Origin of the sequence: Xylophilus sp. GOD-11R, from assembly GCF_033546935.1 — a bacterium.
Taxonomy (GTDB): domain Bacteria; phylum Pseudomonadota; class Gammaproteobacteria; order Burkholderiales; family Burkholderiaceae_C; genus Xylophilus.
The window spans coordinates 1,409,285-1,432,129 of the sequence record NZ_CP137854.1; the positions used below are offsets into that span (position 1 = coordinate 1,409,285).

General features: G+C 68.7%; 25 protein-coding genes. 13 read left to right on the forward strand and 12 right to left on the reverse strand.

The window, feature by feature from the left end; all coding sequences use genetic code 11:
- The first annotated feature begins 140 nt into the window (after positions 1-140).
- The 10 genes from R9X41_RS06425 to R9X41_RS06470 all read left to right on the forward strand — a co-directional run bounded on the left by R9X41_RS06425 (position 141) and on the right by R9X41_RS06470 (position 9,757).
- Positions 141-320 (forward strand): hypothetical protein, encoded by a 180-nt coding sequence (locus R9X41_RS06425; protein ID WP_318634051.1) that lies wholly within the window; start codon positions 141-143, stop codon positions 318-320.
- 2 nt (positions 321-322) lie between these two features.
- On the forward strand, positions 323-523 hold the full coding sequence (locus R9X41_RS06430; RefSeq protein ID WP_318634052.1) for an AtzG-like protein: 201 nt from the start codon (positions 323-325) through the stop codon (positions 521-523).
- The gene (locus R9X41_RS06435) at positions 520-1,932 is read left to right on the forward strand and encodes an AtzE family amidohydrolase (protein WP_318634053.1); all 1,413 of its coding nucleotides are present in this window, start codon (positions 520-522) and stop codon (positions 1,930-1,932) included. The genes R9X41_RS06430 and R9X41_RS06435 overlap by 4 nt, the downstream gene beginning before the upstream one ends.
- An 18-nt stretch (positions 1,933-1,950) precedes the next feature.
- Positions 1,951-2,343, forward strand: a complete 393-nt coding sequence (gene hpxZ / locus R9X41_RS06440; RefSeq protein WP_318634054.1) for an oxalurate catabolism protein HpxZ — start codon at positions 1,951-1,953, stop codon at positions 2,341-2,343.
- 9 nt (positions 2,344-2,352) lie between these two features.
- Positions 2,353-3,582: a GTP-binding protein gene (locus tag R9X41_RS06445; RefSeq protein WP_318634055.1), complete on the forward strand. Its 1,230-nt coding sequence runs from the start codon at positions 2,353-2,355 to the stop codon at positions 3,580-3,582.
- Positions 3,569-4,201: a nitrile hydratase subunit alpha gene (locus tag R9X41_RS06450; RefSeq protein ID WP_318634056.1), complete on the forward strand. Its 633-nt coding sequence runs from the start codon at positions 3,569-3,571 to the stop codon at positions 4,199-4,201. Before R9X41_RS06445 ends, R9X41_RS06450 begins: the two co-directional genes overlap by 14 nt.
- Positions 4,194-4,826, forward strand: coding sequence for an SH3-like domain-containing protein (locus tag R9X41_RS06455; protein ID WP_318634057.1), 633 nt, complete (start codon positions 4,194-4,196; stop codon positions 4,824-4,826). The genes R9X41_RS06450 and R9X41_RS06455 overlap by 8 nt, the downstream gene beginning before the upstream one ends.
- A 3-nt stretch (positions 4,827-4,829) precedes the next feature.
- Positions 4,830-5,216, forward strand: a complete 387-nt coding sequence (locus tag R9X41_RS06460; RefSeq protein ID WP_318634058.1) for a cupin domain-containing protein — start codon at positions 4,830-4,832, stop codon at positions 5,214-5,216.
- 16 nt (positions 5,217-5,232) lie between these two features.
- Positions 5,233-6,201, forward strand: a complete 969-nt coding sequence (locus tag R9X41_RS06465; RefSeq protein WP_318634059.1) for a tripartite tricarboxylate transporter substrate binding protein — start codon at positions 5,233-5,235, stop codon at positions 6,199-6,201.
- 181 nt (positions 6,202-6,382) lie between these two features.
- Positions 6,383-9,757, forward strand: coding sequence for a hypothetical protein (locus R9X41_RS06470; protein ID WP_318634060.1), 3,375 nt, complete (start codon positions 6,383-6,385; stop codon positions 9,755-9,757).
- A 185-nt stretch (positions 9,758-9,942) separates the two neighbouring features.
- Here R9X41_RS06470 and R9X41_RS06475 read toward each other — a convergent pair whose 3' ends face one another.
- The 9 genes from R9X41_RS06475 to R9X41_RS06515 all read right to left on the reverse strand — a co-directional run bounded on the left by R9X41_RS06475 (position 9,943) and on the right by R9X41_RS06515 (position 17,954).
- Positions 9,943-11,187 carry a hypothetical protein gene (locus R9X41_RS06475; RefSeq protein ID WP_318634061.1) on the reverse strand — a complete coding sequence of 415 codons (1,245 nt, stop codon included), beginning with the start codon at positions 11,185-11,187 and terminating at the stop codon, positions 9,943-9,945.
- A gap of 30 nt (positions 11,188-11,217) precedes the next feature.
- On the reverse strand, positions 11,218-11,967 hold the full coding sequence (locus R9X41_RS06480) for a hypothetical protein (RefSeq protein WP_318634062.1): 750 nt from the start codon (positions 11,965-11,967) through the stop codon (positions 11,218-11,220).
- Between the two features lie 30 nt (positions 11,968-11,997).
- Positions 11,998-12,570, reverse strand: coding sequence for a hypothetical protein (locus tag R9X41_RS06485; protein WP_318634063.1), 573 nt, complete (start codon positions 12,568-12,570; stop codon positions 11,998-12,000).
- A gap of 6 nt (positions 12,571-12,576) precedes the next feature.
- Positions 12,577-12,852: a DnaJ domain-containing protein gene (locus R9X41_RS06490; protein WP_318634064.1), complete on the reverse strand. Its 276-nt coding sequence runs from the start codon at positions 12,850-12,852 to the stop codon at positions 12,577-12,579.
- Positions 12,853-13,008: 156 nt separating this feature from the next.
- Positions 13,009-13,230, reverse strand: a complete 222-nt coding sequence (locus tag R9X41_RS06495) for a hypothetical protein (protein WP_318634065.1) — start codon at positions 13,228-13,230, stop codon at positions 13,009-13,011.
- A 103-nt stretch (positions 13,231-13,333) separates the two neighbouring features.
- A complete protein-coding gene (gene glgC, locus R9X41_RS06500) occupies positions 13,334-14,629 on the reverse strand; it encodes a glucose-1-phosphate adenylyltransferase (protein ID WP_318634066.1) in 1,296 nt (431 codons plus the stop codon).
- 141 nt (positions 14,630-14,770) lie between these two features.
- Positions 14,771-15,754, reverse strand: coding sequence for a tripartite tricarboxylate transporter substrate binding protein (locus R9X41_RS06505; protein ID WP_318634067.1), 984 nt, complete (start codon positions 15,752-15,754; stop codon positions 14,771-14,773).
- The gene (locus R9X41_RS06510; RefSeq protein WP_318634068.1) at positions 15,751-16,746 is read right to left on the reverse strand and encodes a 2-hydroxyacid dehydrogenase; all 996 of its coding nucleotides are present in this window, start codon (positions 16,744-16,746) and stop codon (positions 15,751-15,753) included. The genes R9X41_RS06505 and R9X41_RS06510 overlap by 4 nt, the downstream gene beginning before the upstream one ends.
- Positions 16,747-16,748: 2 nt before the next feature.
- On the reverse strand, positions 16,749-17,954 hold the full coding sequence (locus R9X41_RS06515; RefSeq protein WP_318634069.1) for a mandelate racemase/muconate lactonizing enzyme family protein: 1,206 nt from the start codon (positions 17,952-17,954) through the stop codon (positions 16,749-16,751).
- 131 nt (positions 17,955-18,085) lie between these two features.
- Here R9X41_RS06515 and R9X41_RS06520 point away from each other — a divergent pair, with 131 nt between their 5' ends.
- Positions 18,086-18,808 carry a FadR/GntR family transcriptional regulator gene (locus R9X41_RS06520; protein WP_318634070.1) on the forward strand — a complete coding sequence of 241 codons (723 nt, stop codon included), beginning with the start codon at positions 18,086-18,088 and terminating at the stop codon, positions 18,806-18,808.
- Between the two features lie 12 nt (positions 18,809-18,820).
- Here the strand turns inward: R9X41_RS06520 and R9X41_RS06525 are convergent, their stop codons facing one another.
- The 3 genes from R9X41_RS06525 to R9X41_RS06535 form a co-directional block, all read right to left on the reverse strand.
- The gene (locus R9X41_RS06525) at positions 18,821-19,108 is read right to left on the reverse strand and encodes a type 2 periplasmic-binding domain-containing protein (RefSeq protein ID WP_318634071.1); all 288 of its coding nucleotides are present in this window, start codon (positions 19,106-19,108) and stop codon (positions 18,821-18,823) included.
- A gap of 6 nt (positions 19,109-19,114) precedes the next feature.
- Entirely contained in the window at positions 19,115-19,216 is a 102-nt protein-coding gene (locus R9X41_RS06530) for a hypothetical protein (protein WP_318634072.1), read from the reverse strand.
- Positions 19,217-19,312: 96 nt separating this feature from the next.
- A complete protein-coding gene (locus R9X41_RS06535; protein WP_318634073.1) occupies positions 19,313-20,080 on the reverse strand; it encodes a FadR/GntR family transcriptional regulator in 768 nt (255 codons plus the stop codon).
- A 135-nt stretch (positions 20,081-20,215) separates the two neighbouring features.
- Between R9X41_RS06535 and R9X41_RS06540 the strand changes: the two genes are divergently transcribed.
- Together R9X41_RS06540 and R9X41_RS06545 are read left to right on the forward strand one after the other, a co-directional pair.
- The gene (locus R9X41_RS06540; protein ID WP_318634074.1) at positions 20,216-21,163 is read left to right on the forward strand and encodes an NAD(P)-dependent oxidoreductase; all 948 of its coding nucleotides are present in this window, start codon (positions 20,216-20,218) and stop codon (positions 21,161-21,163) included.
- Between the two features lie 138 nt (positions 21,164-21,301).
- Positions 21,302-22,789 carry an aldehyde dehydrogenase family protein gene (locus tag R9X41_RS06545; protein ID WP_318634075.1) on the forward strand — a complete coding sequence of 496 codons (1,488 nt, stop codon included), beginning with the start codon at positions 21,302-21,304 and terminating at the stop codon, positions 22,787-22,789.
- Positions 22,790-22,845 lie beyond the last annotated feature (56 nt).

The following is a 22,845-nucleotide window of genomic DNA, read 5'->3' on the forward strand; positions in this document are numbered from 1 at the left end:
CGCCCGATGGGAATGTGCACCCGTGCGGGGCGCGAATCTTCGCTAGCAGGTTTCGTGCACAACGAAAGGTCTGCTTGCCAGAACTCACTTGTTGGTGACGGTCGGCCTGCGGACACTGGCGCCGCACCAGGAGTCGCCCCATGTCGATGAAAAAAATTTTCCGCAGCTCGCTCGCCGCCGCGTTGGCCGCCACCGGCCTGACCGCCGGGGCCCGGACCGCAGCGCCGACCTATCCGGACCGCCCGATCGCCGGAGCTCATCGACGCCGCCCACATCACGCTGCAGTGATGCCGGCCTTCCGTCATCAAGAAAGAGATTGACCATGAACACATCAGCCCCACCCGGCCCGGGCGCGCTCGACCGGCTTCTCTCGGCGACCATCGACACCTTCGGCCTGGCCGTGGAGCCGTCGTGGCGGGAAGAGGCGCGCTCCGTCGTCGGCGTCATCGCCGCCGCCGCGAGCGTGATCCAGGCAGCCGACCTCGGAGACCGCGCGGAACCCGCCGCGGTGTACCGGCCATGAGCGCGACGCTGGAACTCGCATCGCCCGCGTCGGCGTCCGCCCAGGCCATTGCATCGGCCGTGGCGCGTGGCGACACCAGCGCCCGGGCCGTGGTCGAGGCGACGCTGCAGCGCATCGAGGCGCTGAACCCGGTGGTCAACGCCTTCACCGACGTCACCGCCGAGCGGGCCCTGCGGGCCGCCGACGCGCTCGACCGCCGCGTGGCCGGTGGCGGTGTGCCCGGCGTGCTGGCGGGCGTGCCTTTCGCGGCCAAGAACCTGTTCGACATCCGGGGCCTGCCGACCCGGGCCGGCTCCCGAATCAACCGCGAGCTGCCGCCGGCGGGCAGCGACGCATTCTTGATCGCACAGCTGGAACAGCAGGGCGCGATCCTCGTCGGCGGCCTGAACATGGGCGAATACGCCTGCGACTTCACCGGCGAGAACCACCACGACGGCGCATCGCGCAATCCGCACGGGCTGGACCACATGACCGGCGGTTCGTCCGGCGGTTCCGGCGCGGCCGTGGCGGCGAAGCTGGTGCCGATCGCGCTGGGCTCCGACACCAACGGCTCCATCCGCGTGCCGTCTTCGCTGTGCGGCACCTTCGGGCTCAAGCCGACCTATGGCCGGTTGTCGCGCGGCGGGAGTTTTCCCTTCGTTTCCGCCTTCGACCACCTCGGGCCGTTCGGCCGCTCGGTGGCCGACCTGGCGCTGGTCTACGACGCGCTGCAGGGCGCCGATGCGGCCGACCCGATGCAGAGCGTACGGCCGCCCGAGCCGACCTTGCAGCAGATCGACCTGGGCACCGAAGGCCTGCGTATCGCCGTGGCCGGCGGCTACTTTCGCCGCCTGGGCCAGCCCGAGGCTTTCGAGGCGGTCGACCGGGTGGCGCAGGCGCTCGGCGTGACGCGCCTGGTCGAGCTGCCGCAGGCCGAGGTTGCACGCGCGGCGGCCATCGTCATCACCACGGCCGAAGGCGCGGCGCTGCATGTGCAGCGGCTGCAGCACCGCATCCAGGACTTCGATCCGGCGGTGCGCGCCCGCCTGCTCGGCGGCCTGGCGACACCGGCGGCCTGGGTGGAGGCCGCCCAGCGCTTTCGCCGGCATTTCCGCGAACAGGTGCTGCGGGTGTTCGACACCGTCGATGTGCTGCTCGCACCCGCCACGCCGTGCCGCGCGCCGCGCATCGGCCAGAAGACCATGGTGCTCGACGGCCAGACCCTGCCGGTGCGGCCGAACCTGGGCGTGTTCACCCAGCCCATCTCGTTCGTCGGCCTGCCGGTGGTGGCCGTGCCGGTGCTCGACGGCGCGGCGTTGCCCATCGGGGTGCAGGTGATCGCGCCGCCCTGGCGGGAAGACCTGGCGCTGCGGGTCGCCCGCGAGCTGGAACGCCGGGGCGTGGTCGGCTGCCGCGAAGCGAACCTGTAGAAGAAAAGGAAGACGACGATGTTGGTCAACGACCCCACGGTGCTTGCCGAAGTGCGGCAGGCTTTCGAGCGCTACGAAGCCGCGCTCGTCTCCAACGACCTGGACGGCATGGACGCCTGCTTCTGGCACGACGGCCGCACGATCCGCTACGGCATCGCCGAGAACCTGCACGGCATCGAGGAGATCCGCGCCTTTCGCAGCGGCCGTTCGCCGGTCGGGCTGCAACGCGTGCTGAGCCGCACCGAGATCACCACCTTCGGCACCGACAGCGCCACGGCCAGCACGCTCTTCGAGCGCGAGGCCCAGCCCGGCATGATCGGCCGCCAGCAACAGACCTGGGCGCGGCTGGACGGCGCCTGGAAGATCGTGGCGGCGCACGTCAGCGTGATCGCCCGGCCGGTGGCGGGCTAGGGAAGCGCCATGCCCCACGCACCGACGTCCACCAACTCGGCATCGGCGGATCGCCGTCTGCCCGTCACCGTGCTCAGCGGTTTCCTGGGCGCGGGCAAGACGACCCTGCTCAACCACCTGCTCGGCAGCCTGCACGGCATGCGCATCGCGGTCGTGGTCAACGACATGAGTGCGATCAACATCGATGCACACCGGGTGCAGGACGCCGCCGCCCTCACACGCACCGACTACGCGCTGGTGGAGATGACCAACGGCTGCATTTGCTGCACCCTGCGCGAAGACCTGCTGGGCGAGGTGGCGCGGCTGGCCGCCGACGGCCGCTTCGACTACCTGCTGATCGAGTCCACCGGCATCGGCGAGCCGCTGCCCGTGGCCGAGACCTTCACCTTCATGGACGAGGCCGGCCGGGTGCTGTCGGACGTGGCGCGGCTCGACACCATGGTGACGGTGGTCGACGGCACGGACTACCTGGCACGGTTGCGGTCGCAGCCGGCGCCGTTTGCCGCGCAGGAACCGGATCTGCACGACCTGCTGGTGAGCCAGGTCGAGTTCGCCGACGTCATCGTCGTCGCCAAGGGCGATTTGATATCGCCCGAACAGCAGGCCAGCCTGCGCGGCGTGCTGCGTGGCCTGAACAGCCGGGCGCGCATCGTGGTGTCGCACGGCGGTGATGTGGCACCGGAATTGCTGGTGAACACGCAGGCCTTCGACATCGAGCAGGCGGCGGCGGCCCCCGGCTGGCTGGCGACCATGCGCGGCGAGGAGCATTCCGAGCAGGACGCCTACGGCATCGACTCCTTCGTCTACGGCTCGCGCATCCCGTTCCATCCGGCCCGGTTCGCCGACTTCCTGGCCCGTCATGGCCGCGACCCGGCGGTGCTGCGCGCCAAGGGCTACCTGTGGCTGGCGCACCGCGTCACCGAGATGGGCGTGCTGGCCAAGGCCGGCGCCTCGCCGATGGCCTGCGACTGGTCCGGACCGTGGTGGCGTTTCGTCGACGAGCGCACCTGGCCGCAGAACGACGACCTGCGGGCCTTCATCCGCAGCCGCTGGTCCGAAGACGTGGGCGACTGCCGACAGGAACTGGTCTTCATCGGCCAACGCCTGGACCGGCAGGCGATCACCGACGCACTCGATGCCTGCCGGCTCACCGACGACGAAATCCTGCAGGGCGCCGACGCCTGGGCAGCCTATGAAACACAAGCGACGATGAAAGGAAATACCCGTGCACTTCAATAACGAGAAGGAAAGAACGCTCGCCTTGCGCGACGCGTTGATCGCCAAGGGCATGCATACGCAGGCCGAGGTCGATGCGGTGGAAGAGGGCTTCGAGACCTGGACGCCCGAGAACGGCGCCGCCGTGGTGGCGCGGGCCTGGTGCGATCCGGCGTTCAAGCAGCGGCTGCTGGCCGACGCGCTGGGCACCGCCAACGAGGTGGTGCAGCCGGTGCCCTTCGGCGGCTGGGACGCGGTGGCGGTCGAGAACACCGACAACGTGCACAACGTGCTGGTCTGCACCCTGTGCTCCTGCACCATCAAGTCGCTGATCGGCCAGCCGCCGCATTGGTACAAGAGCCTGGCCTATCGGGCGCGCCTGGTGCGCGAGCCGCGTGCGGTGCTGCAGGAGTTCGGCCTGGAACTGGCGCCGGAGGTGGAGATCAAGGTCTGGGACATCACCGCCGAGACCGGCTACATGGTGATCCCGGCGCGACCCGCCGGCACCGATGGCTGGAGCGAGGCGGAGCTGGCCTCCATCGTCACCAAGAAATGCCTGATCGGCGTGGAGCAGCCCGACGTTACCCGCGTGCGGCGCGATGCCGTGTCGGTCGGCGGTGCGCGGGAGGTGCAGCATGCCTGATGTGCACGACCTAGGCGGCGCCACCGGCTTTGGCGCCATCCCGCACCTGGAAAAGGACTACGAATACCACGAGCGCTGGGAGTGGACGCTGATGGCCGTGTTGCGCCTGGGCGCGAAGAAGGGCTGGTACCGCACCGACGCCTACCGCCACGCGCTCGAGCGCCTGCCGCGCGACTTCTACCTGAGCAAGTCCTACTACGACCGCATGCTGAGCGGCATCACCAACGCCTATTTCGAGGCCGGCATCGTCACGCCTGACGAGATCCGGCAGCACCTCGAGCCCCATGTGCAGATCCCCATGTCCGGCCCCCGGGGCCCGGGCCATGCAGGTGCCGCCGAGCCGCAGCGGGTGCGCTTCGCGGCCGGCGATCGCGTCCGGGTGCGGGCGGACCTGCCCGACGGCCATGTGCGCGCTCCCGCCTACGTGCGTGGGCACGCCGGCACCATCGTCGACCGGGGCCGTCATGCGCTGCCGTTCCCTGGCCGGGTGGGGCATCGCGAGGAAGGCGCGGCCGAGTTCACCTACCGCGTCGAATTCGACCGGCGTGAGCTCTGGGAAGACGCGACCGACGCCGGCACGGTGATCGTCGACCTCTCCGACAGCTACCTCGAACCGGCGGCCTGATCCATGGACAACGCGACCCTACCCATCACCGCCACCGCTGGCGCGGCCTACGAAATGGACCGCCGCGTCAAGCTCGTCGAAGAACCGAACCACCGGCTGACGCAGATCAGCATGAGCGGCGACCAGCGCAGTCCCTGGCATGTGCACACGCATGTCGAAGACCTGTTCTACATCACCGAGGGCGTGCTGCGGATCCGCATGCACAACCCGCCAGAGACCCGCGAAATCGAAGCGGGCGAGTCTTTCTCCATCCAGGCAGGCCGTCCGCACTTCATCGAGGTCGCGGACAAGAAGACGGTGTCCTTCCTGTTGATCCAGGGCCTTGGTCCGTGCGACTTCAAGGTGCTGGACCCACAGGACTTCCCGACCCACGACGGTATCGAGTCCTAGCGAAAAGGGAGAGTTCATGTTCAAGCGTTTCATGGCGGCGTTGGCCGTCGCCGTTTCCATCGCCGCACCGCAGGTCGGCCATTCGGGCACCTTCCCCGACCGACCGATCAAGATCGTGGTGCCTTACCCGCCCGGCGGTTCGTCCGACGTTCTGCTGCGGGTCATGGCGCCCGTCCTGCAGGCCCGCTGGGGCGTGCCGGTGGTGATCGAGAACAAGGTCGGGGCCAGCACCATCATCGGTGTCGCCTCGGTGGCCAAGTCGCCGGCGGGCGGCTACACGCTCGGCGTCGTCACCAACGCCTTCGCCGTCAACCCGAGCCTGCGCGACAACCTGCCCTACGACACGCTCAAGGATTTCACGCCGCTGACGCAGCTGACCTTCACGCCCAACGTGTTGGTGGCCCAGCCCGGCGCGAGCTTCAAGACCATGGGTGAACTGCGGGAGCTCGCCCGGTCGGGCAAACGCGAGCTTTCCTCGGGCTCCATCGGCAACGGCACGGCGGCCCACCTGGCGCTGGAGAAGCTCAAGGTGTTGTCGGGCATGAACATCCTGCACGTGCCCTATCCCGGCTCGGCGCCCGGTGTGGTGGCGGTGATGGGCGGGCAGACCGACCTGCTGATGGCCCCGCTGCCGGACGTGCTGCCCTATGTGCGCAGCGGCAAGCTGATCGCCATCGGCGTGGGAAGCGCCTCGCGCGTGGCGCAATTGCCCGACGTGCCGACCTTCATCGAAACCGGTTTCGCCGGCTTCGAGTCGGGCGCCTGGTTCGGCATGACCGCGCCCGCCGGCCTCGACTCCAAGATCACCGGTCGCCTGAGCGCGGATTTCGCCGCCGCCCTGTCCGACCCGGTGGTCAACGAGAAGGTCTCCGCGCTCGGCCTGACACCGACGAGCTCGACGCCGGAGGCTTTCCGCAAATTGATCGCGTCGGAGGTCAGAAGCAGCGGAGAAACAGTGCGCAAGGCCGGCATCCGGGTCGACTGAGGTTCGGCGAACCGGTTTCACGCCGGTTTCGCGCCGGTTTCGCGCCGATGCCCGGCGGCTTCGGTTCTGACCGCCATCGAGGCGCCGGGCCGTCAACCATCGAGCCTTTGCGCTATTGCGAGCGCTCAGCGACGTGGCCTTTCTTCCTCCCTCCCTCCCGCCGGGCCCATCCGGTACCTCATTGCCGCCGCACGGCTACCCGGCTTCGACGGCGTTGCCAAACGGCCAGACGGCACCGACATCGGCATCGAATGCGGTCACGACGGCCGATCTGTTCCAAGACTGGAACCTCCAGCAGGCTGACGGTGCCGACCCCCTCGCGTTCGCGCAACCATCCTGGTCATCGACGATGGCGCGCGGGGTCGTCGCGACGAGCCTCTCCATCGAGCAGGCGCCACGGGAAGCCAAGCCCACGGACGTCACGGCGCACATGCCCGATACGCTTCGCCGGAGTTCGGTGACCGCCGCCGCCGAACATGTGGCGCATGAACTCAGGAAGCTCGGCCTGCTGGCACCGATCCGAAGAATCCAGGGCTGGATCGCGATGGAGCATCCGGAGCTGTGCCCTCAATGGCCGGCCTTGACCACCTTTCTGCCCCGGGTCCGGACGGCCCTCGCGAAGGGCTCCTCCCCATTGCTCAGCCGCGACCGACTGAAGGCGTTCCTGCTGCGAATGGCCCATCCGGACGCCTGCGGGCCCACGCTCCTCGACTTTCTCGTGACCCACCATGTCCCGGTCATGCAGTACCTTCATTTCCTGGTGTACGGCGACATCGCGAGGTTCGGGAGGGTGCGCGAGTTGAATCCAACGCCCGAATGCAAGAGCATCCTAAGACTGAAGCAGATCATCGGCGACCACGCCGCGGCCATCGGGGAATGCGTGCAGACCATGGCCGACGAAGGTTTTCCAACGACCGAGCGTGAGTTGCAGGAGCTCCTGTGGCTGCGAGGTGTGCGCTTGAGCAAGGATTTCACGCGCAGCCTGCCCAAACTCATGGCCAGCCAGCCCCAATCGAGGTGCCAGCTGCAAAGGCATGGCTCCCATTACTTTCCGAGCGGGCGGGAGCCTGAGGAGTTCTTCCATTTCCAGAACGAGAGTGAAACGCTGAACCTGTTCCGGGGCCGGGCGCCGGTGTACGACAGCCTGCCGGGCGCCGACCGGCCACCTCGCGAAGCGGGTATCGCGGGCGAACTGCGCAGGCGATTCCCCGACGGCTTCAGCACGGCCCAATGCGAGGACGTCATTGCCGCCATGCGCCCGGAAATGCCGCCCGAGCAACGCGTGGAGCAGGTCGACCGACTGGCCGATCACGGCCTGCTCATGCGGGGCGACGACACGGAATGGGTCCTCAACGAAGCGGTTTTGTGCCCCCCCGCCGGCCGCCGGAAACCCGTACAGCCCCTCGTGCAGAACCATGTGCAGCCCCGCGCGCAGACCGTGCAGCCGGCAGAGCGCCAGGTTCAAGCGCTCGGCACCGCCAGCGCCACGCAGGTCGAACAGGTCTTCACCCTGCTGGAGCAACTGAAGAAGGAAAAGCGCCTCGACTATTACATCGTCAAAAACACGGCCGGGCGCGACTGTTTCGACGCCACGCGCATCCTGCAGACCATCGACCAAAGAAAGCTTCCCATCGTTCACCGGGGCGTGCGCGAGATGCTGTCACGCATCTATCCCGCGCAATGGGAAACGCTGCTGAATCGACGCCAGTGGGAGCGCCCGGCGCCGACGTCCGCGGAGTTGGGCGCTCAGATCGACCGATTGCGGCAGGAAATTCCCTATGCCGCCTTCGCACCACGCAACCAGCTGGTCAGCTGGATCAACGAACGCAACCCCGATTTCTTCTGCTCGGTCCCGATCCTCATCAGCCACATCGCCAGCCTGCCGCAGAACGCGGAACACAACAGATCGGTCATCGACGCCATGGTCGGAGACGACACGATGGCGCTGTTCGCCCATTCCAAGGGAGCGCGGGGCATCGACCAGGGCACCCTGGCGGCCCATCTGGCGCTTTCCGGCCGCCAGGTGTCCCGTGTGAATCTGGACCAGATGCTGGCCCGGCATGGACAACCACTCCGCTTCCCGAATATTCGATTCCTCGGGCGCGCGACCCCGACGGGTGAGGTGGCCAAGCATGAGGCCGCAGCCAGGATCATGACCCGGCTCCAGCACCAACCCGGCCAGGGCATGCCACCCTGGGACGACTTCCTCGACGCCTTCCACGAAGAAGTCTGCAAGGACCCGGACACCGGCGCGATGCTGCAGCCGACCGGCATCGCCGTCATCGACGTATACCTGGCGCTCCAGCGCGACCTGACCCCCGGCGAACTGCCACTGGCAGACGACGAGACATCGGCCCCGACGGCGAGGAAGCGACGCAAGCGGCCGACCGACGTGGGCGGGTCCGGCGCATACGAGGGCATGCCCAAGCGCAAGCCGACCGTGACCTCCGTGGCGCCGATCGCGGTGTCAGGCCAGATCGCGTCGATGCCGCAGACCGCGCCGATCCAGCCGTGGGCACCGCAGGCCGCTGATGCGTTCGTCCCGCCATCCGGCCTGCCTTCTGCCGAAGTCCAGCAACATCCCCAAGCCGGCATGGCCCCCGAAATGGGCGATCTCCATCAGCTCGCTTACGCCATGGCCAACGCCATCCAGAGCACCGCGCCCACCGACGCCGTCGCCCAGGCCTGGGCGCAGTCGGCAACACCCGACGACGCGCTGCGGATCGCCCAGTCGTACAACGCATCCCGAACGTTCGACGGGCAAAACGCCGATGCCGGCTGGACCACCTTGTGGCTGCCGCCGCACCAATGGCCAGCGGTGGCCGGCGCCGTCATGCCCGACCTGCGCCAGGCCGTGGTGATGCGATCCGGACAGAGCGCGGCGTCGGCTGAATTCGTGGCGCTGAATCACCACGATCAGGTGCTCTACCTGCTCGACGAGCGTGTGGGCCAGCCGACGATCGCAGGCCCCGACACCGCCGCCGGCCTCACGCTGCAAGGCGGGCAGTTCTGGGCCGCGCTGCCCGAGACGGCCTGCCAGGGGGCGGTGAGCCGGCTCGTGTCCTGGCTGCGGATCCCCGGCTTCAGCGACGCCTGCGACGCGATCGCCGAACTCACCGACAGACCCGCGCCATTGGACGACTTCGCGGACTGGCTCGACAAGAGCCTGGGCATTCCCGCCCACGCCACGCACGCCACGGCGCACCAGATTCGCAACCGGTCCTACGGCATGGTCAGCTTCAACACGATGGCCAACTATCTGGCGCAGCGCCACGGCATCGCATTGCGGCCCGCAGGCTCTGCCATGCCGCTGCTGAGCGGCCAGGACGGCGGCCAGGCCGTGCTCGACGATGTCCTGTGGCGCACCGCACACAGCCTCCAGCCGGTCGTCGCCCTGTTGAGTCTTCCCGACCTGGGACGCATCCTGGCGCTGCGCTGGATCGACGGAATGCTCTATGCCACCACCGGAGCCGGCGCATGGCCGCTGGCGAGTGTGCTGGCGTCGGCGGCCGGTGATGCGGGGCGGGATCAGCCGGTCGGGTTCTATCCGGTCTGAGCGTGCCGGCTAGCGGTGCCGAAGGCGGCGGGCACACGAACACAGCGACGGGGGCGTTCGTGCCGAAAGCCGCCGGATTCGGATCTTCGGGCCCGGGTGGCGTGAGGTGACAAACCATGCCGGGTTCCGACCCATCCTTTATCACGCCTGGTTCATGACACCGCCATCGCCCACTGCTTCGCGCGCTACTCGGCGACGTTGCACTCGCGGCGCAGCAGTGCCAGCGCGTCCTCGGTGGCTTGCACCCGGTCGCTGCGCAGCACCGGTTCGGCCTCGTCGATGAAGGCGTTCCATAGCTGCAGGTAGTCGCCCTGCAACTGCGGCGGCGCGTGCTGCCGCACGAAATCGCGGGGCAGGTCGGCATCCAGGCCGGAGGTGCGGACCTTCTTGACCAGCGCGGTCGCGGTCTTGCGGGTCAGCAGCGTGGCGTGCCTGCTGTTGGTGGCGATGCGCAGAAACAGGGTAAGCAGCGAACTGTCGTCGCCGTGGCCTTCGGTGGCCTTTTCCCACACCGCGCTGACGCTGCGTTCGAAATGGTCGAGGTCGGCCAGGGCGTCTTCCAGCCAGAAATAGCGGCCGAGAAAAGCCGGTGTCTGGTCGAAGAGTTTGCGCACGCCGAGGCTGGCGTCGAGGATGCGGGGGAGGTCCTGCACGACCGAATCCTGCACGGTCTGCACCGCCTCCAGGTACTGCGCGGGCAGGTCGCGGGGCAGGCCGATGGCGACTGGTGGCCTCGGCTGGCCGTCGCCTGTCGGCGCGTGCTTCTTGCGCAGGCCGAGCACCATCTTCTCGAACGCGGCCCAGTCGGGCATGGCGCCGCGCCGGCAGGCACGCACCAGCAGGGCGGTGCGCACGACGGCTTCGGCGTCCTTGCCGGCATCGTCCAGGTCATCGGCATCCAGGCCGAGCCGGGCGGCCATCCAGGTGGCCGCTTCCACCAGGGTGGCGGCCTGGCTGCGTGCGGCACGCTCGGCCTGGTACTCGGGCAGGCTGCGCAGGGTCCATTTGGCGAGCAGGGGAATCTGCTTGTCCTGGAAGACGCCGTGTTCCTGCATGCCGAAGTGGCTGCTCTGGGGCATGGCGATCAGGGCCTTGAGCATGTCCGAGCCGCCCTTGGAGCGCGACAGCAGGCTGTGGTCGCGCAATGACTCGGCGGCGCGGTCGAGGTCGCCGCCGGTGGAGTGTTCCAGGTACAGGCTCATCAGGTTGACGAGCCGGTCGCGGGCTTTTTCCAGGTCGGGGCGCAGGTACTCGGTGCCGAAGTAACGCGCGATCTGCACCATGCCCTTGGGCGCCTCCTGGAGCATGGCGGCCAGCCGGTCGGGCGTGATGATGCCGTGGCGCACGCCGTGCTGCAGGGCCTTCTCGAAGAAGGGCCGGTCGTCGAACAGCGCGACGGCCTGGAGCGCGGCGGAGTGGGGCGTGGGCATGGTGGATGGGGTGCGGATAAATGGCGATCCTCAGATCGCCGACTCTTCCTCGTCGTCGCGTGCGGCGGGCGTGCTGCCGCCCCGGTCGGTGTCGCCGGTCTCCACGCGGGGGTCATAGTCTTCGTCGGCCTCCTCGTCGTCTTCCAGACCGAGGTCGTGGGCGCGCGCCTTGGCGCGCAGCACCAGCAGGGTTTCGGTGAACAGGTCCGGGCACTCGTAGCGCATGCGCCAGGCCAGTTCCATCCAGTCCTGGTCCGCCACCTCGTCGAGCGATACCTTGGGGCTGGCGTAGGCCGAGGCCAGCAGGGCGGTTTCCGACAGCATCTCGCCGTCTTCCTCGACCGTGTCGAAGTTGCCGGTGCGGGCAAAGGATTCGATGCGCGCCCACTTCTCGGCGAAGTAGTTGGCCATGGCCTCGCTGCCGCCTTCGAGGTCACCCACCGCGGTCAGAAAAGCCACCGGGTCGGCGTCTTCGCGGAACACGATGCCGTTGACCATGCCGCGCAGGTGCGTGTGGGTGAGGTCCTTGTAGCGCTTCTCGATGACGATGGCGTGCGCGAACTGCTCGGGGGTGACCAGCAGGCTCACCACCGATTCGCGCGACGGGTCGTATTCGCGCATCACCGCCAGGATGTCCTTGGGCTCGAGCTGGTCGAGCACCACCATCAGCGCACGGTCGCCCTCGGTGTCGGCCAGCTCGGTGAGGGCCGACTCGGCGCCGGCGATGTCGCCGGCGGCGATCAGGCTGCGGGTCTTGGTGATCAGGGCAAGGTGGTTCATGGTGGTGGGTGCGTTGCGTGCGGGAGGGCGTCAGTCCTTGCGGTCGAAGCCCTGCTCGGCCATCCAGTCGGCACGGGCTTCCTCGCGACTCTTGCCGTCGGCGTCGTCCAGGTCGTCGGCCGACAGGTGCTGGCCGTCGTCGGATTCGCGTTCGTCGTCGTGGTCCGTGTCGTCGTCGCTGTCGTCCTCGTCGGCGGCAGCGGCGGGCGCGTGGCGGGGGCTGCCCGCCATGTATTCGAGCGCGGCGGCCACGCTCAGAAAGTGGTCACCGGCGGCATGCTCGCGCAGCAATTTCACGGTGGGCATGGCCCAGGCGGCGATTGTGATCGTCTGGCGCAGGCTCTCCCACGGAGCCAGGTCTTCGGGTTCGCAGGCCAGCAGGCGGTCCATGACCGGCGCGGAGCTGAAGTGGAAGGCCTTGTGCAGCACGACCGCCACCATCTCCGGCGCGACCTCCAGCATGTTGACCAGGAAGGTCACCTCGCCGCGCCGCTCGGCCAGGCGCCGGTCCAGCACGAACTGGCCGTCGGAGTCGTGGCGCATGTCGTCGAGTTCGGCCAGGTAGGCGGAGCGCAGGTTGTGGAAGTAGGGGGATACGTGCATCGGGGCCTAGAGGAGGCGTTGAAAATAGTCGGCCCAGATCACGCGTGCCGTCTCCAGCGGATCGTCGAGCAGGTTGCGCTTGCGGTTGTCGTCGTAGGTTTCGCGAAGGGCCGCGTCGCCGAGGATGTCGTAGGCCTCCTGGACCGCGCGAAAGCGTTTCGCGGCATCCGGGGCCGGGTTGCGGTCGGGGTGGTAGCGGGCGGCCTGGAGCCGGTAGGCCTTCTTGATGTCCGCCAGGCTCGCACCGCTGCTGACGCCCAGGGCGAGATAGTGGTCTTGCATGCGGCGGGCTTCCTGCGTCGGGGTATCACGGCGAACCGCAAAAGCCGACGATTGTAGGAGGCCCGGGGCATGGGCTCTGTCCTGGTGCGCCGAAGAGGCCGCAAAAACGGCCCTGGCCGCGTCTGGCCGCCTCTGGCGGATCAGGCCCTCAAACGATCAGACCGGCAGGGCGCGGACAATGGTGGCGGGTGCCTGCCGGGCGAGAGAAGCAGCCAGTTGGCGCTTGCGCAGACGGGCAACGGGGCTGGCCGCGGCGATGCCAGCGCGCAACACCGTGCCGGCATCGGCCACGAATTTCGATGCGAATAGGGGCGCCTCGTCCTGCGCCGCGAACGCATCGACGGCACCGAATGCCCGGTAGACGACAGCTTCATTCATGAACCTCTCCTCTTCGATACATCTAAGAGGTGAAGTACACAAAAAGAAGCATCAACGCGCAATAGTCTGTAGGTACTAATGGGCGTAAAGCTATAGCCTTTGCCTAATCAGCGAGTTTTTCGAGCATCTCGCGTGTGACCAGCACCACGCCGGTTTCGGTGCGCTCGAATCGCGCGGCGTCGGCGGCGGCGTCTTCGCCGACGACCAGACCTTCGGGAATGACGCAGCCGCGATCGACCACCACTTTCGACAGTCGCGCGCCCCGGCCGACCTCGACGTCCGGCAGCAGCACGGCCTGGCGTATTTCGCAGAACGAGTGAATGCGCACGCCGGAGAACAGTACCGATCCGATCACCTTGGAGCCCGACACGATGCAGCCGCCCGACACGATGGTGTTGACGGTGACGCCGTTGTTGCCGTCGCGGTCCACGACGAACTTGGCCGGCGGCAACTGGCGCTGGTAGGTCCAGATCGGCCAGTCGGTGTCGTAGATGTCGAGTTGCGGGCTGATCGACGCGAGGTCGAGGTTGGCGGCCCAGAAGGCGTCGATGGTGCCGACGTCGCGCCAGTAGGTCTCGGCGTGCGGTCCGCGCGCGCCCCGCGTCACGCAGGACAGGCTGAACGGGTGCGCCAGTGCCCGGCCCTCGGCGACGGCGCGCGGAATGATGTCCTTGCCGAAATCGTGGCTCGAGTTGGGATTGCGGGCGTCTTCCTCCAGCAGCGAATACAGGTACTTCGAATCGAAGACGTAGATGCCCATGCTGGCCAGCGCCAGGTCGGGCGAGCCCGGCATGGCGGGCGGATCGGCCGGCTTCTCCAGAAAGGCGGTGATCTGCCGGTTCTCGTCGATCGCCATCACGCCGAACGCGGTGGCCTGTTCGCGCGGCACCTCGATGCAGCCGACGGTGCAGCCCCGGCCGTGTTCGGCGTGGTCCTTCACCATGATGGAGTAGTCCATCTTGTAGACGTGGTCGCCGGCCAGCACCACCACGTAGTCGTGCCGGGTGGAGCGCGTCTGGATGATGTCGAGGTTCTGGAACACCGCGTCGGCGGTGCCGCGGTACCAGTGCTCGTCGCCGGTGCGTTGCTGGGCGGGCAGCACGTCGACCATTTCGTTGAGTTCGGCGCGCAGGAAGCTCCAGCCGCGCTGCAGGTGGCGCATGAGCGAATGCGACTTGTACTGGGTGACCACGGCCATCCGCCGGATGCCCGAATTCAGGCAGTTGGACAGCGCGAAATCGATGATGCGGAACTTGCCGCCGAAATAGACCGCGGGCTTGGCGCGGCGGTCGGTCAGTTGCTTGAGGCGGGATCCACGCCCGCCCGCGAGGACCAAGGCGATCGTTCGGCGCACCAATTGATGCGCCTGCAGCGGTGGCTGCCGGCTTTCGTGACTCACGGTGACTCCCTGGTCGTTCTGATTTCGATCGCGAAGCGGTTCCATGAACGCCGGCATGCCGGGTCCATGGAACGTCATCGGGATTTGTACTCGGTGACAGGGGTCGTGCAGGCTAGGGCTTGCCCGATGAAAGCGCTTGCGTCATTCGGCCTTGATGTGGTTGTCCTTCACCACCTTGGCCCAGCGGGTGGTCTCCGACTGCATCCAGGCGGCCATCTGTTCGCGGGTCATGTCCGAGGGCTCAGAGCCGAGCTCCTGCAGCCGCTTGGCGATTTCCGGGCGCGCCACGATGGCCCGCACCGCCGACTGCAGCTTGTCGAGCACGGCCGGCGGCGTGCCGGCCGGCGCCATCAGGCCTTGCCAGGAGCCGGTGACGAAGTCGGGAATCTGCGAGGCGACGGTGGGTATGCCCGGCGTGGCCGCGAAGGGCTTGGCGCTGGTGACCGCGATGGCGCGGACCTTGCCGCCCTGCACCAGCGGATTGCTGGCCAGCACGCTGGCCATCGCCGAATCGATCTGCGAGCCGGCGAGATCGGCCAGCGCCTGCGCGCCGCCTTTGTAGCCGATCACGTTGAATTCGAAGCCCAGGCCTTGTGCCAGCACGATGCCGGCCAACTGGCTGATGGACGCCAGCGGCGTGCCGAAGCTCGGCGGCTTGCCGGTCTTTTTGGCATAGGCAGCGAGCTCGTCGAGGTTCTTCACCGGCAGGTCGTTGCGCACCACGAGAAGATGCGGCGAGTAGGCCGGCATGGTGATCGGCGTCAGCTCCTTGAGCGGCTGGTAGGTGAGCTGCATCACGCTGGGGCCGATGGTGAGGTTGCTCATGTCGAGCAGCAGCAGGTTGTAGCCGTCGGGTGGCGCCTTGGCGACGAAGGCCGCGCCGATGTGGCCGTTGCCGCCGGCGCGGTTCTCGACGATGACCGACTGCTTGAACTGCTCGCCGAGTTCCTTGGCGAGGATGCGCGCCAGCACGTCCGAGGTGCCGCCCGCCGGGTTGGGCACGATGATGCGGATCATGCGCGACGGATAGGCGGCGGGGTCCTGGGCGAAGGCGGGTGCGGCCGGCATCGCCGCCAGGGCGGATGCGGCCAGGCACAGCAGCGTGCGGCGGGCGAAGGTCTTCATGCGGGTCTCCTGTCGGGGTTTTCTCGTCGTGTCACGGGGCTCTGGAACACAACGTTGTGCAGTGGCTGGCCGGCCTGCAGGCGGCCCAGGTTGTCGGCCATGAAGCGGTAGCGCCGGTCCAGCAGGCCGGGGGTGATGGCCGAGATGTGCGGCGTGGCGCGCACGTTGGGCAGCTCGTGCAGCGGCCAGCGCGAGGGCGCCACCGGCGGCTGGCCGGGCTTGGGGTAGCGGTACCAGACGTCCAGCGCCGCGCGGCCCAGGCGCTTGTCGCGCAGGGCTTCGTAGAGCGCCTGCTCGTCGATCACTTCGGCCCGCGCCACGTTCACCAGCAGCGCCTTCGGCCCAAGCAGTTCCAATTGCCGTGCACCGATCAGGCCGCGTGTGCCGTCGTCGAGCGGGCAGCACACCACCAGGGTGTCGACCCTGGGCAGCACGGCGTCGAGTGCGGTCACCGCGACGAACTCGTGCGCCAGCTCGGCCGCGCCCTGGCGGCCGCCGCGCGTGACGGCGATCACGTGCATGTCGAAGGCTCGGGCGCGGCGGGCGATCTCCTGGCCGATGTGGCCGAAGCCGAGGATGGCGACGGTCTTGCCCTGGGCTTCGTCGTGCTGCGGCCGTGCGGCATAGCAGCCGGCGAAGGCCTCGGCATCCAGCCGCGCGGGATACGACCACAGCTGGAGTGCGTGCTCCAGCATGGCATGCAGCGTGAACTCGGCGATCGGCACTTCGTGGCCGTGTACGTTGCACACGGTGGTCGTGCCCGGCAGCGCCTGCATGGCGACCTGCTCGGTGCCGGCGCCCGGCACCTGCAGCAGCCGGCAATGCAGGCGAGCGGCCTCGTCGGTCGACAGGCTGTTGGTGATGACCGCATCGGCGCGGATCTCGCCGGTGGGCGGAAAAGCCGCGAGTGCCTCGACTTCGTGGCCTTCCCCCAGCAGCGTGCGCAGGCGCGGGGCATGGGGTGCGTGGAGTCCGACGATCTTGACGCGCATGGTCAGGCGCTCCGGCGGGATTCGCGCACGACCAGACCGGGCTGCTGCTTGAAGCTTTCCTGCAGCGCGGCGCCGAGTCCGGGGGCCGTGGGCGGCTGTGCCAGACCATTGGCGATGACCGGCAGGCCGGTGAGGATGTCGCGGTACCAGGTCGCCAGGGTGGCGCGCACGACTTCCTGGTAGATGGCGGTGGGCGCGTGCAGCGCCATGTGCAGGCCGGCCATCAGCGTGACCGGGCCGGTGCAGTCGTGCGGCGCCAGCGGGCGGTTGAAGGCCTGGGCGAGCGCGGCGATCTTGCGACCTTCGGTGAAGCCGCCGCACCAGGCCAGGTCGAGCATGACGACGTCGAGCGCGTCGGCCGCGAGCAGCTCACGGAACGGGCGCAGGCCGCCGAAACTCTCACTGCCGCAGATCGGCACCCGGGTGCGGCGGCGCAGGTCGGCAAGGCCGGCGGGGTCGTCCATCTTGCAGAGCGGATCTTCCACCCAGAAAACGTCGTAGTCCTCCAGGGCCTGGCAGATGCGCAGCGCCGAATGGCCGCCGAAGAGGCTGTGCAGCTCGCACATCACCTCGATCCGGTTGCCCACGGCTTCGCGGATCTTGCGAAAGGGTTCCAGCCCTTTTTCCAGCTCGGCCAGCGTGATCAGCTGGCCGTTGCTGGCCGGCGCGTAGATGTCGAAAGGCCAGATCTTCATGGCCTTGTAGCCCTCGGCGACCAGGCTGGTGGCCAGCGCGCCGGCGTCGCGCATGAAGGCCACCTGGTCGTCGTAGGGGCCGTCGGACACGTCGGCCGTGCCGATGTCGCGCCGCTTGCCAGTCGTGTTGTAGGCATAGCCGGCGCAGGTGTTGTAGACCGGTACGGTCGGCCGCGACAGGCCACCGAGCGCCTCGTGGATCGGCACGCCCTGGCGCTGCCCGGCCAGGTCCCACAAGGCGATGTCGACCGCGCTGGCCGCACGCACCTCCACGCCCGAGCCGTTGTAGCCGACATAGGGCGTGAGCAGGTGGCGCGAGATGCCCTCGATCTGCCGGGCATCGCGGCCGAGTAGCCAAGGCGCCAGTTCCTCGTGCAGGAAGGTGTCGACGGTGACCGCGCCGCGGAAGGTTTCACCCAGGCCGACCAGGCCGTCGGCGGTTTCCAGCTCGACCCAGACCAGGCTGGGACGGTCGGGAAGTCGATAGGTCTTCAGGCTTTGAATGGCGGACATGGTTATCAGCTTTTGACAGCTATGCGGAAAAGTTGGGGTAAAAGGGCGCTCAAGTCATTGTCTGCTGGTCTGGTATCGGCCGTCGCGTTGGATTACCCTGTAAATAGCTGTCTATCCGCGCGAGGTGTTTTTTGGCTGAATCGACGTTTTCCGCAGGCCCGGTGGTGGGGCTGCTGGCCGACAAGGTCTACGAGCGACTGCTCGGCTTGATCGGCACGCCCGGTTTCGAGCCCCAGGCGCGCATGCCGGGCGAAACCGCCTTGTCGCGGCAATTGGGTGTGTCGCGGCCGGTGCTGCGGCAGGCGCTGGCGCGGCTGCGGGACGAAGGCCGGATCGCGGCGCGCAAGGGCTCGGGCACCTTCGTCACCGACATGCTGCCGCAGGCGGCGGCGCTGTCGATCCGCACCCTGCAGGACATTCCGGACATCCGCGCCTTCCTCGAATTCCGGCTTTGCATGGAGGGCGAGGCGGCCGCCCGCGCGGCGCAGGTGCGCACCGGGTCGCAGCTGCAGGACGTGCGCGACTGCTGCGAGCGTTTCGAGCGCGCGCTGGCCGAAGGGCGCGACGCGGTCGACGAGGACATCGCCTTCCACGAGGCGATCGCCCAGGGCTGCGGCAACCGCTTCTTCGCCATGACCATGTCGGCCCTGGCGCCGCAGACGCGTTTCAGCATCCAGCTCGCGCGGCAGTTGTCGGGCCGTGCCGCGGGTGATCGCCCGAGCGGCGTATGCGCCGAACACCGGGCGGTGGTCGACGCCATCGCGCGGCAGGATCCCCTGGCGGCCCGCGCGTCGATGGAGGCCCACCTGCGCGGCGGCATCGCGCGCCTGTTCGGCTCGCAGCCGCCAGCCTGAGGCGCGGCCGGCCTACCGGGCCGCGCCCACGGCCTTGGTCGCGTCGATATTGGCCCGCCCGTACTTCCTGGCGTACTCCACGTATGCCGGCTGGAAGGCGGCCTGGACTTTCTGCTTGTCGACGTTGGTCACGACCTGCATGCCGTCCTTGCGCATCTGGTCGACACCGCGGGCGTCGGCGTAGCGTATGTACTCGCGCATGGCCAGAAAGGCCACCTTGCCGGCCGCCGAGAGCTTGTCGCAGCTGCGCGGCGCCATGACGAAGACGGCGGGCGAGAAGAAGTGCCCGGTCAGCGACAAGTACTTCTACACCTGCGACATCTTGGTGGAGGCGCTAGCGGCGATGGCCTGCTCCTGCCCGTCGATCGCGCCCTGCTGCAAGGCGCAGAACACCTCGGGAAACGCCATCGGCGGGGGCTTGGCGCCGATGGTGCGGAAGGCTTGCTCGACCTGCCCTTTCTCGCCGGCGGGCCTGCCGGGCGGGGGGGGCGCGGGCGCGCGGATTCAGGTGGCGTTGATGCGCGTGCGCGCCACCCGCCGCGCCCGGGCGACCGCGTCGTCCTTCCAGAAATCGGCACCCACGCGGCGCAGCCGTTCAGCCGATTCGCGCATGTGGGCGTGGGCCGCCTCGCGTGCGGCGGCGGGGTCGCGGGCGCGTATGCCCTCGATCAGCGCGGCATGCTCCAACAGCACCTGCGCGGCCAGCTCGGGCCGCATGGCTTCGTTGCGCCGGCCGAGCGCGATGGCGTCGTGCAGGGCGCGCCCCAGCATGCCGAGCAACTCCGGGAAATGAGGGTTGTGCGCCGCGTTCGAGATGGCCATGTGAAAGGCCAGGTCCTGCGCCACACCGTCGCCGCCGTGGTCGGTGGCGGTGGCGATCGCCTTGAGCGCCTTCTCGATGTCGCGCATGTCGGCGGCGGTGCGCCGCTCGGCGGCGAGTGCGGCCATTTCGGCCTCGATGCCGCGCCGCAGTTCCAGGATGCGCAGCACGCCCTCGGCGGGATTCACGGCGGCGCCGAGCCGGAAGGAATCGGAGGCCGACAGTTCCTGCACCACCGTGCCGCTGCCCTGGCGGGTTTCGACCAGGCCCTCCGAGCGCAGGCGCGACAGCGCCTCGCGCACCACCGTGCGGCTCACACCGTACTGCAGCATCAGCGTGCTCTCGGTCGGCAGACGGGTCTGCGGCTGCCAGGCGCCGCTGCGGATCTGCGATGCCAGCACGCCCGCCATTCGGTCGGTGAGCGTGCCTTCCACAGGGTTGTCGGTCTGCATGTTTCGGGGGCTGTTTCGGGGTGCGATGCGACGAAGCCTACCACCAAGGGCTTTCCCCACATGTCCGAAAAGTCCCCAAGTTATACGATCTATTTGTACGACAACATGGGGTGCAACAACATCGTGGAGTCTCGAATGGAAGTCATCGCATCGGCCTCGGGCCGCAAACGCGTCGGCATGATCGGCGTGGGCCTGATGGGGCACGGCATCGCCGCCAATATCGTGGGCAAGGGCTGGCCGCTGTCGGTGCTGGAGCACGCCGGCAACCAGCCCCTGGACGATCTGCTGGCCGCCGGCGCGCGCACTTGCGCCACCCCGGCGCAGCTCGCGGCCCGCAGCGACATCGTGGTGCTCTGCGTGTCCGGAACGCCGCAAGTGGAAGCGGTGCTGCTGGGCGAGGGCGGCGTGCTGCAGGGGCTGGCGGCCGGCAGCGTGGTGATCGACTGTTCCACCGCGGTGCCGGCCTCGACCGAGAAGCTCGCCGCAGCGGTGGAGCAGGCCGGCAGCCGTTTCCTGGACGCGGCCATGACCCGCACGCCCAAGGAGGCGGCCGAAGGTCGTCTCAACCTGCTGGTGGGCGCCGATGCCTCGTTGCTGGCGGAGGTGCGGCCGCTGCTCGAATGCTTCGCCGAGAACATCTTCCACGCCGGCCCGCCCGGCGCCGGACACCGCATGAAGCTGCTGCACAACTTCGTGTCGCTGGGCACCGTGGCGTTGATGTCGGAGGCGGCCGCTTGCGCGCAGCGTGCCGGCATCGATCCGGCGGTCTTCGTCGACGTGCTGGGCAAGGGCGGCGGCGGCGGTGCCGCGCTCGAGCGCCTCAAGCCCTACCTGCTGGGTGGCGAGACCGCCCAGATGAAGTTCAGCATCGCCAACGCCGCCAAGGACCTGGGCTACTACAACACCATGGCCGACAACGGTGGCGCGGCGCACGGCATCGCCGCCGCGGTGGGCGCCACGCTCGACGCACTGGCGGCGGCGGGCCTCGGCACATCCTTCCTGCCCGAGCTGCCCGCGCTGCTGCTGCGCGATGGCGAGCCGCAGGCACAGGTGTCGGCGGTGGCGAAACGCCGCATCGCCTGAGCGCACCTGGGCGCACGGCGTGGTGCTGCTGATGCTCACCTTCCTGCCCCGCTCAGCACCTGGCTGCCGCACCTGGCCGGGTTCACGCGCTGAGCGGCAGCTCGCGCCTTTCCTTTTCCAACCCAACCGGAATCGCCCATGGACCGCCATCCCGCCCAGATCGAACCCGCCGCACGCCACGCGGTGCCGACCGAATTCCTGAACTTCATCGACGGCTGCCAGGTGCCCGCCTCCGGCGGCGCCACCGTCGAGGTGATCGACCCGTCCACCGGCGAGGTGTTCACCCGCATCCAGCGCAGCGGCGCGGCCGAGATCGACGACGCGGTGCGGGCGGCCCAACGCGCCTTCCACGGCGCCTGGGGCAAGCTCACCGCCACCGAGCGCGGCCGGCTGCTGAGCCGGCTGGCGGCGGCCATCCTGGAGCACCAGGACGAGCTCTCCGAACTCGAATGCCGCGACACCGGCAAACCCATGGTGCAGGCGCGCAACGACATCGCCGCCTGCGCGCGCTATTTCGAGTACTACGGCGGCGCGGCCGACAAGCTGCACGGCGAGACGATCCCGTACGCGGCCGGCACCACCGTGCTGGCGGTGCGGGTGCCGCACGGCGTCACCGGCCACATCATTCCCTGGAACTACCCCGCGCAGATCTACGGCCGCTCGGTGGCCGCCGCGCTGGCCGCCGGCAACTGCTGCGTGGTCAAGCCCGCCGAAGACGCCTGCCTGACCTCGCTGCGGGTGTCGCAGATCGCGCTGGACGTGGGTTTTCCGGCCGGCGCGATCAACGTGGTCTGCGGCCTGGGCAGCGAAGCCGGCGCGGCCTTGTCGGCGCATCCGGGCATCGCGCATATCTCGTTCACCGGCTCCACCGCCACCGGCGCGCTGGTGGCCGAGGCGGCGGCGCGGCGACATGTGCCGGTGACGCTGGAGCTCGGCGGCAAGTCGCCGCAGATCGTGTTCGCCGATGCCGACATGGAGCAGGCGATTCCGACCATCGTCAACGCCATCATCCAGAGCGCCGGCCAGACCTGCACCGCCGGCAGCCGCGTGCTGATCGAGCGCAGCGCCTTCGACGCGGTGATGGCCAGGCTCACCGAGCGCTTCGATGCGCTGGTGGTGGGCCGTGGCCAGGACGACCGCGACCTCGGACCGGTCATCAACCACCGGCAACGCCAGAAGATCATGGGCATGGTCGACGCGGCCCTGGCCGACGGCGTGAAACTGGCCGCGCGCGGGCGCCTGGCCGACGGTGCGCCGGCCAACGGCTGTTACGTGCTGCCCACCTTGCTGGCCGAGGTCGATCCCGCACACGCCATCGCCCGCGAGGAAATCTTCGGCCCGGTGCTGGTGGCGATCGCCTTCGACGACGAGGCCCAGGCCATCGAGATCGCCAACGGCACCGACTACGGCCTGACCGCCGGCGTCTGGACCCGCGACGGCGCACGCCAGCTGCGCATGGCCCACGCCATCGAGGCCGGCCAGGTCTTCGTCAACAACTACGGCGCGGGCGGCGGCATCGAACTGCCCTTCGGCGGCATGAAGCACTCGGGCTACGGGCGCGAGAAGGCCTTCGAAGGCATGCGCGGCTTCACCACCATCAAGACCATCGCCATCAAGCACGGCTGAGGGCACGAGGCGACGCCGTGCGGCAGGCAGCAGACCCGATCCTTGACGACCGCGGT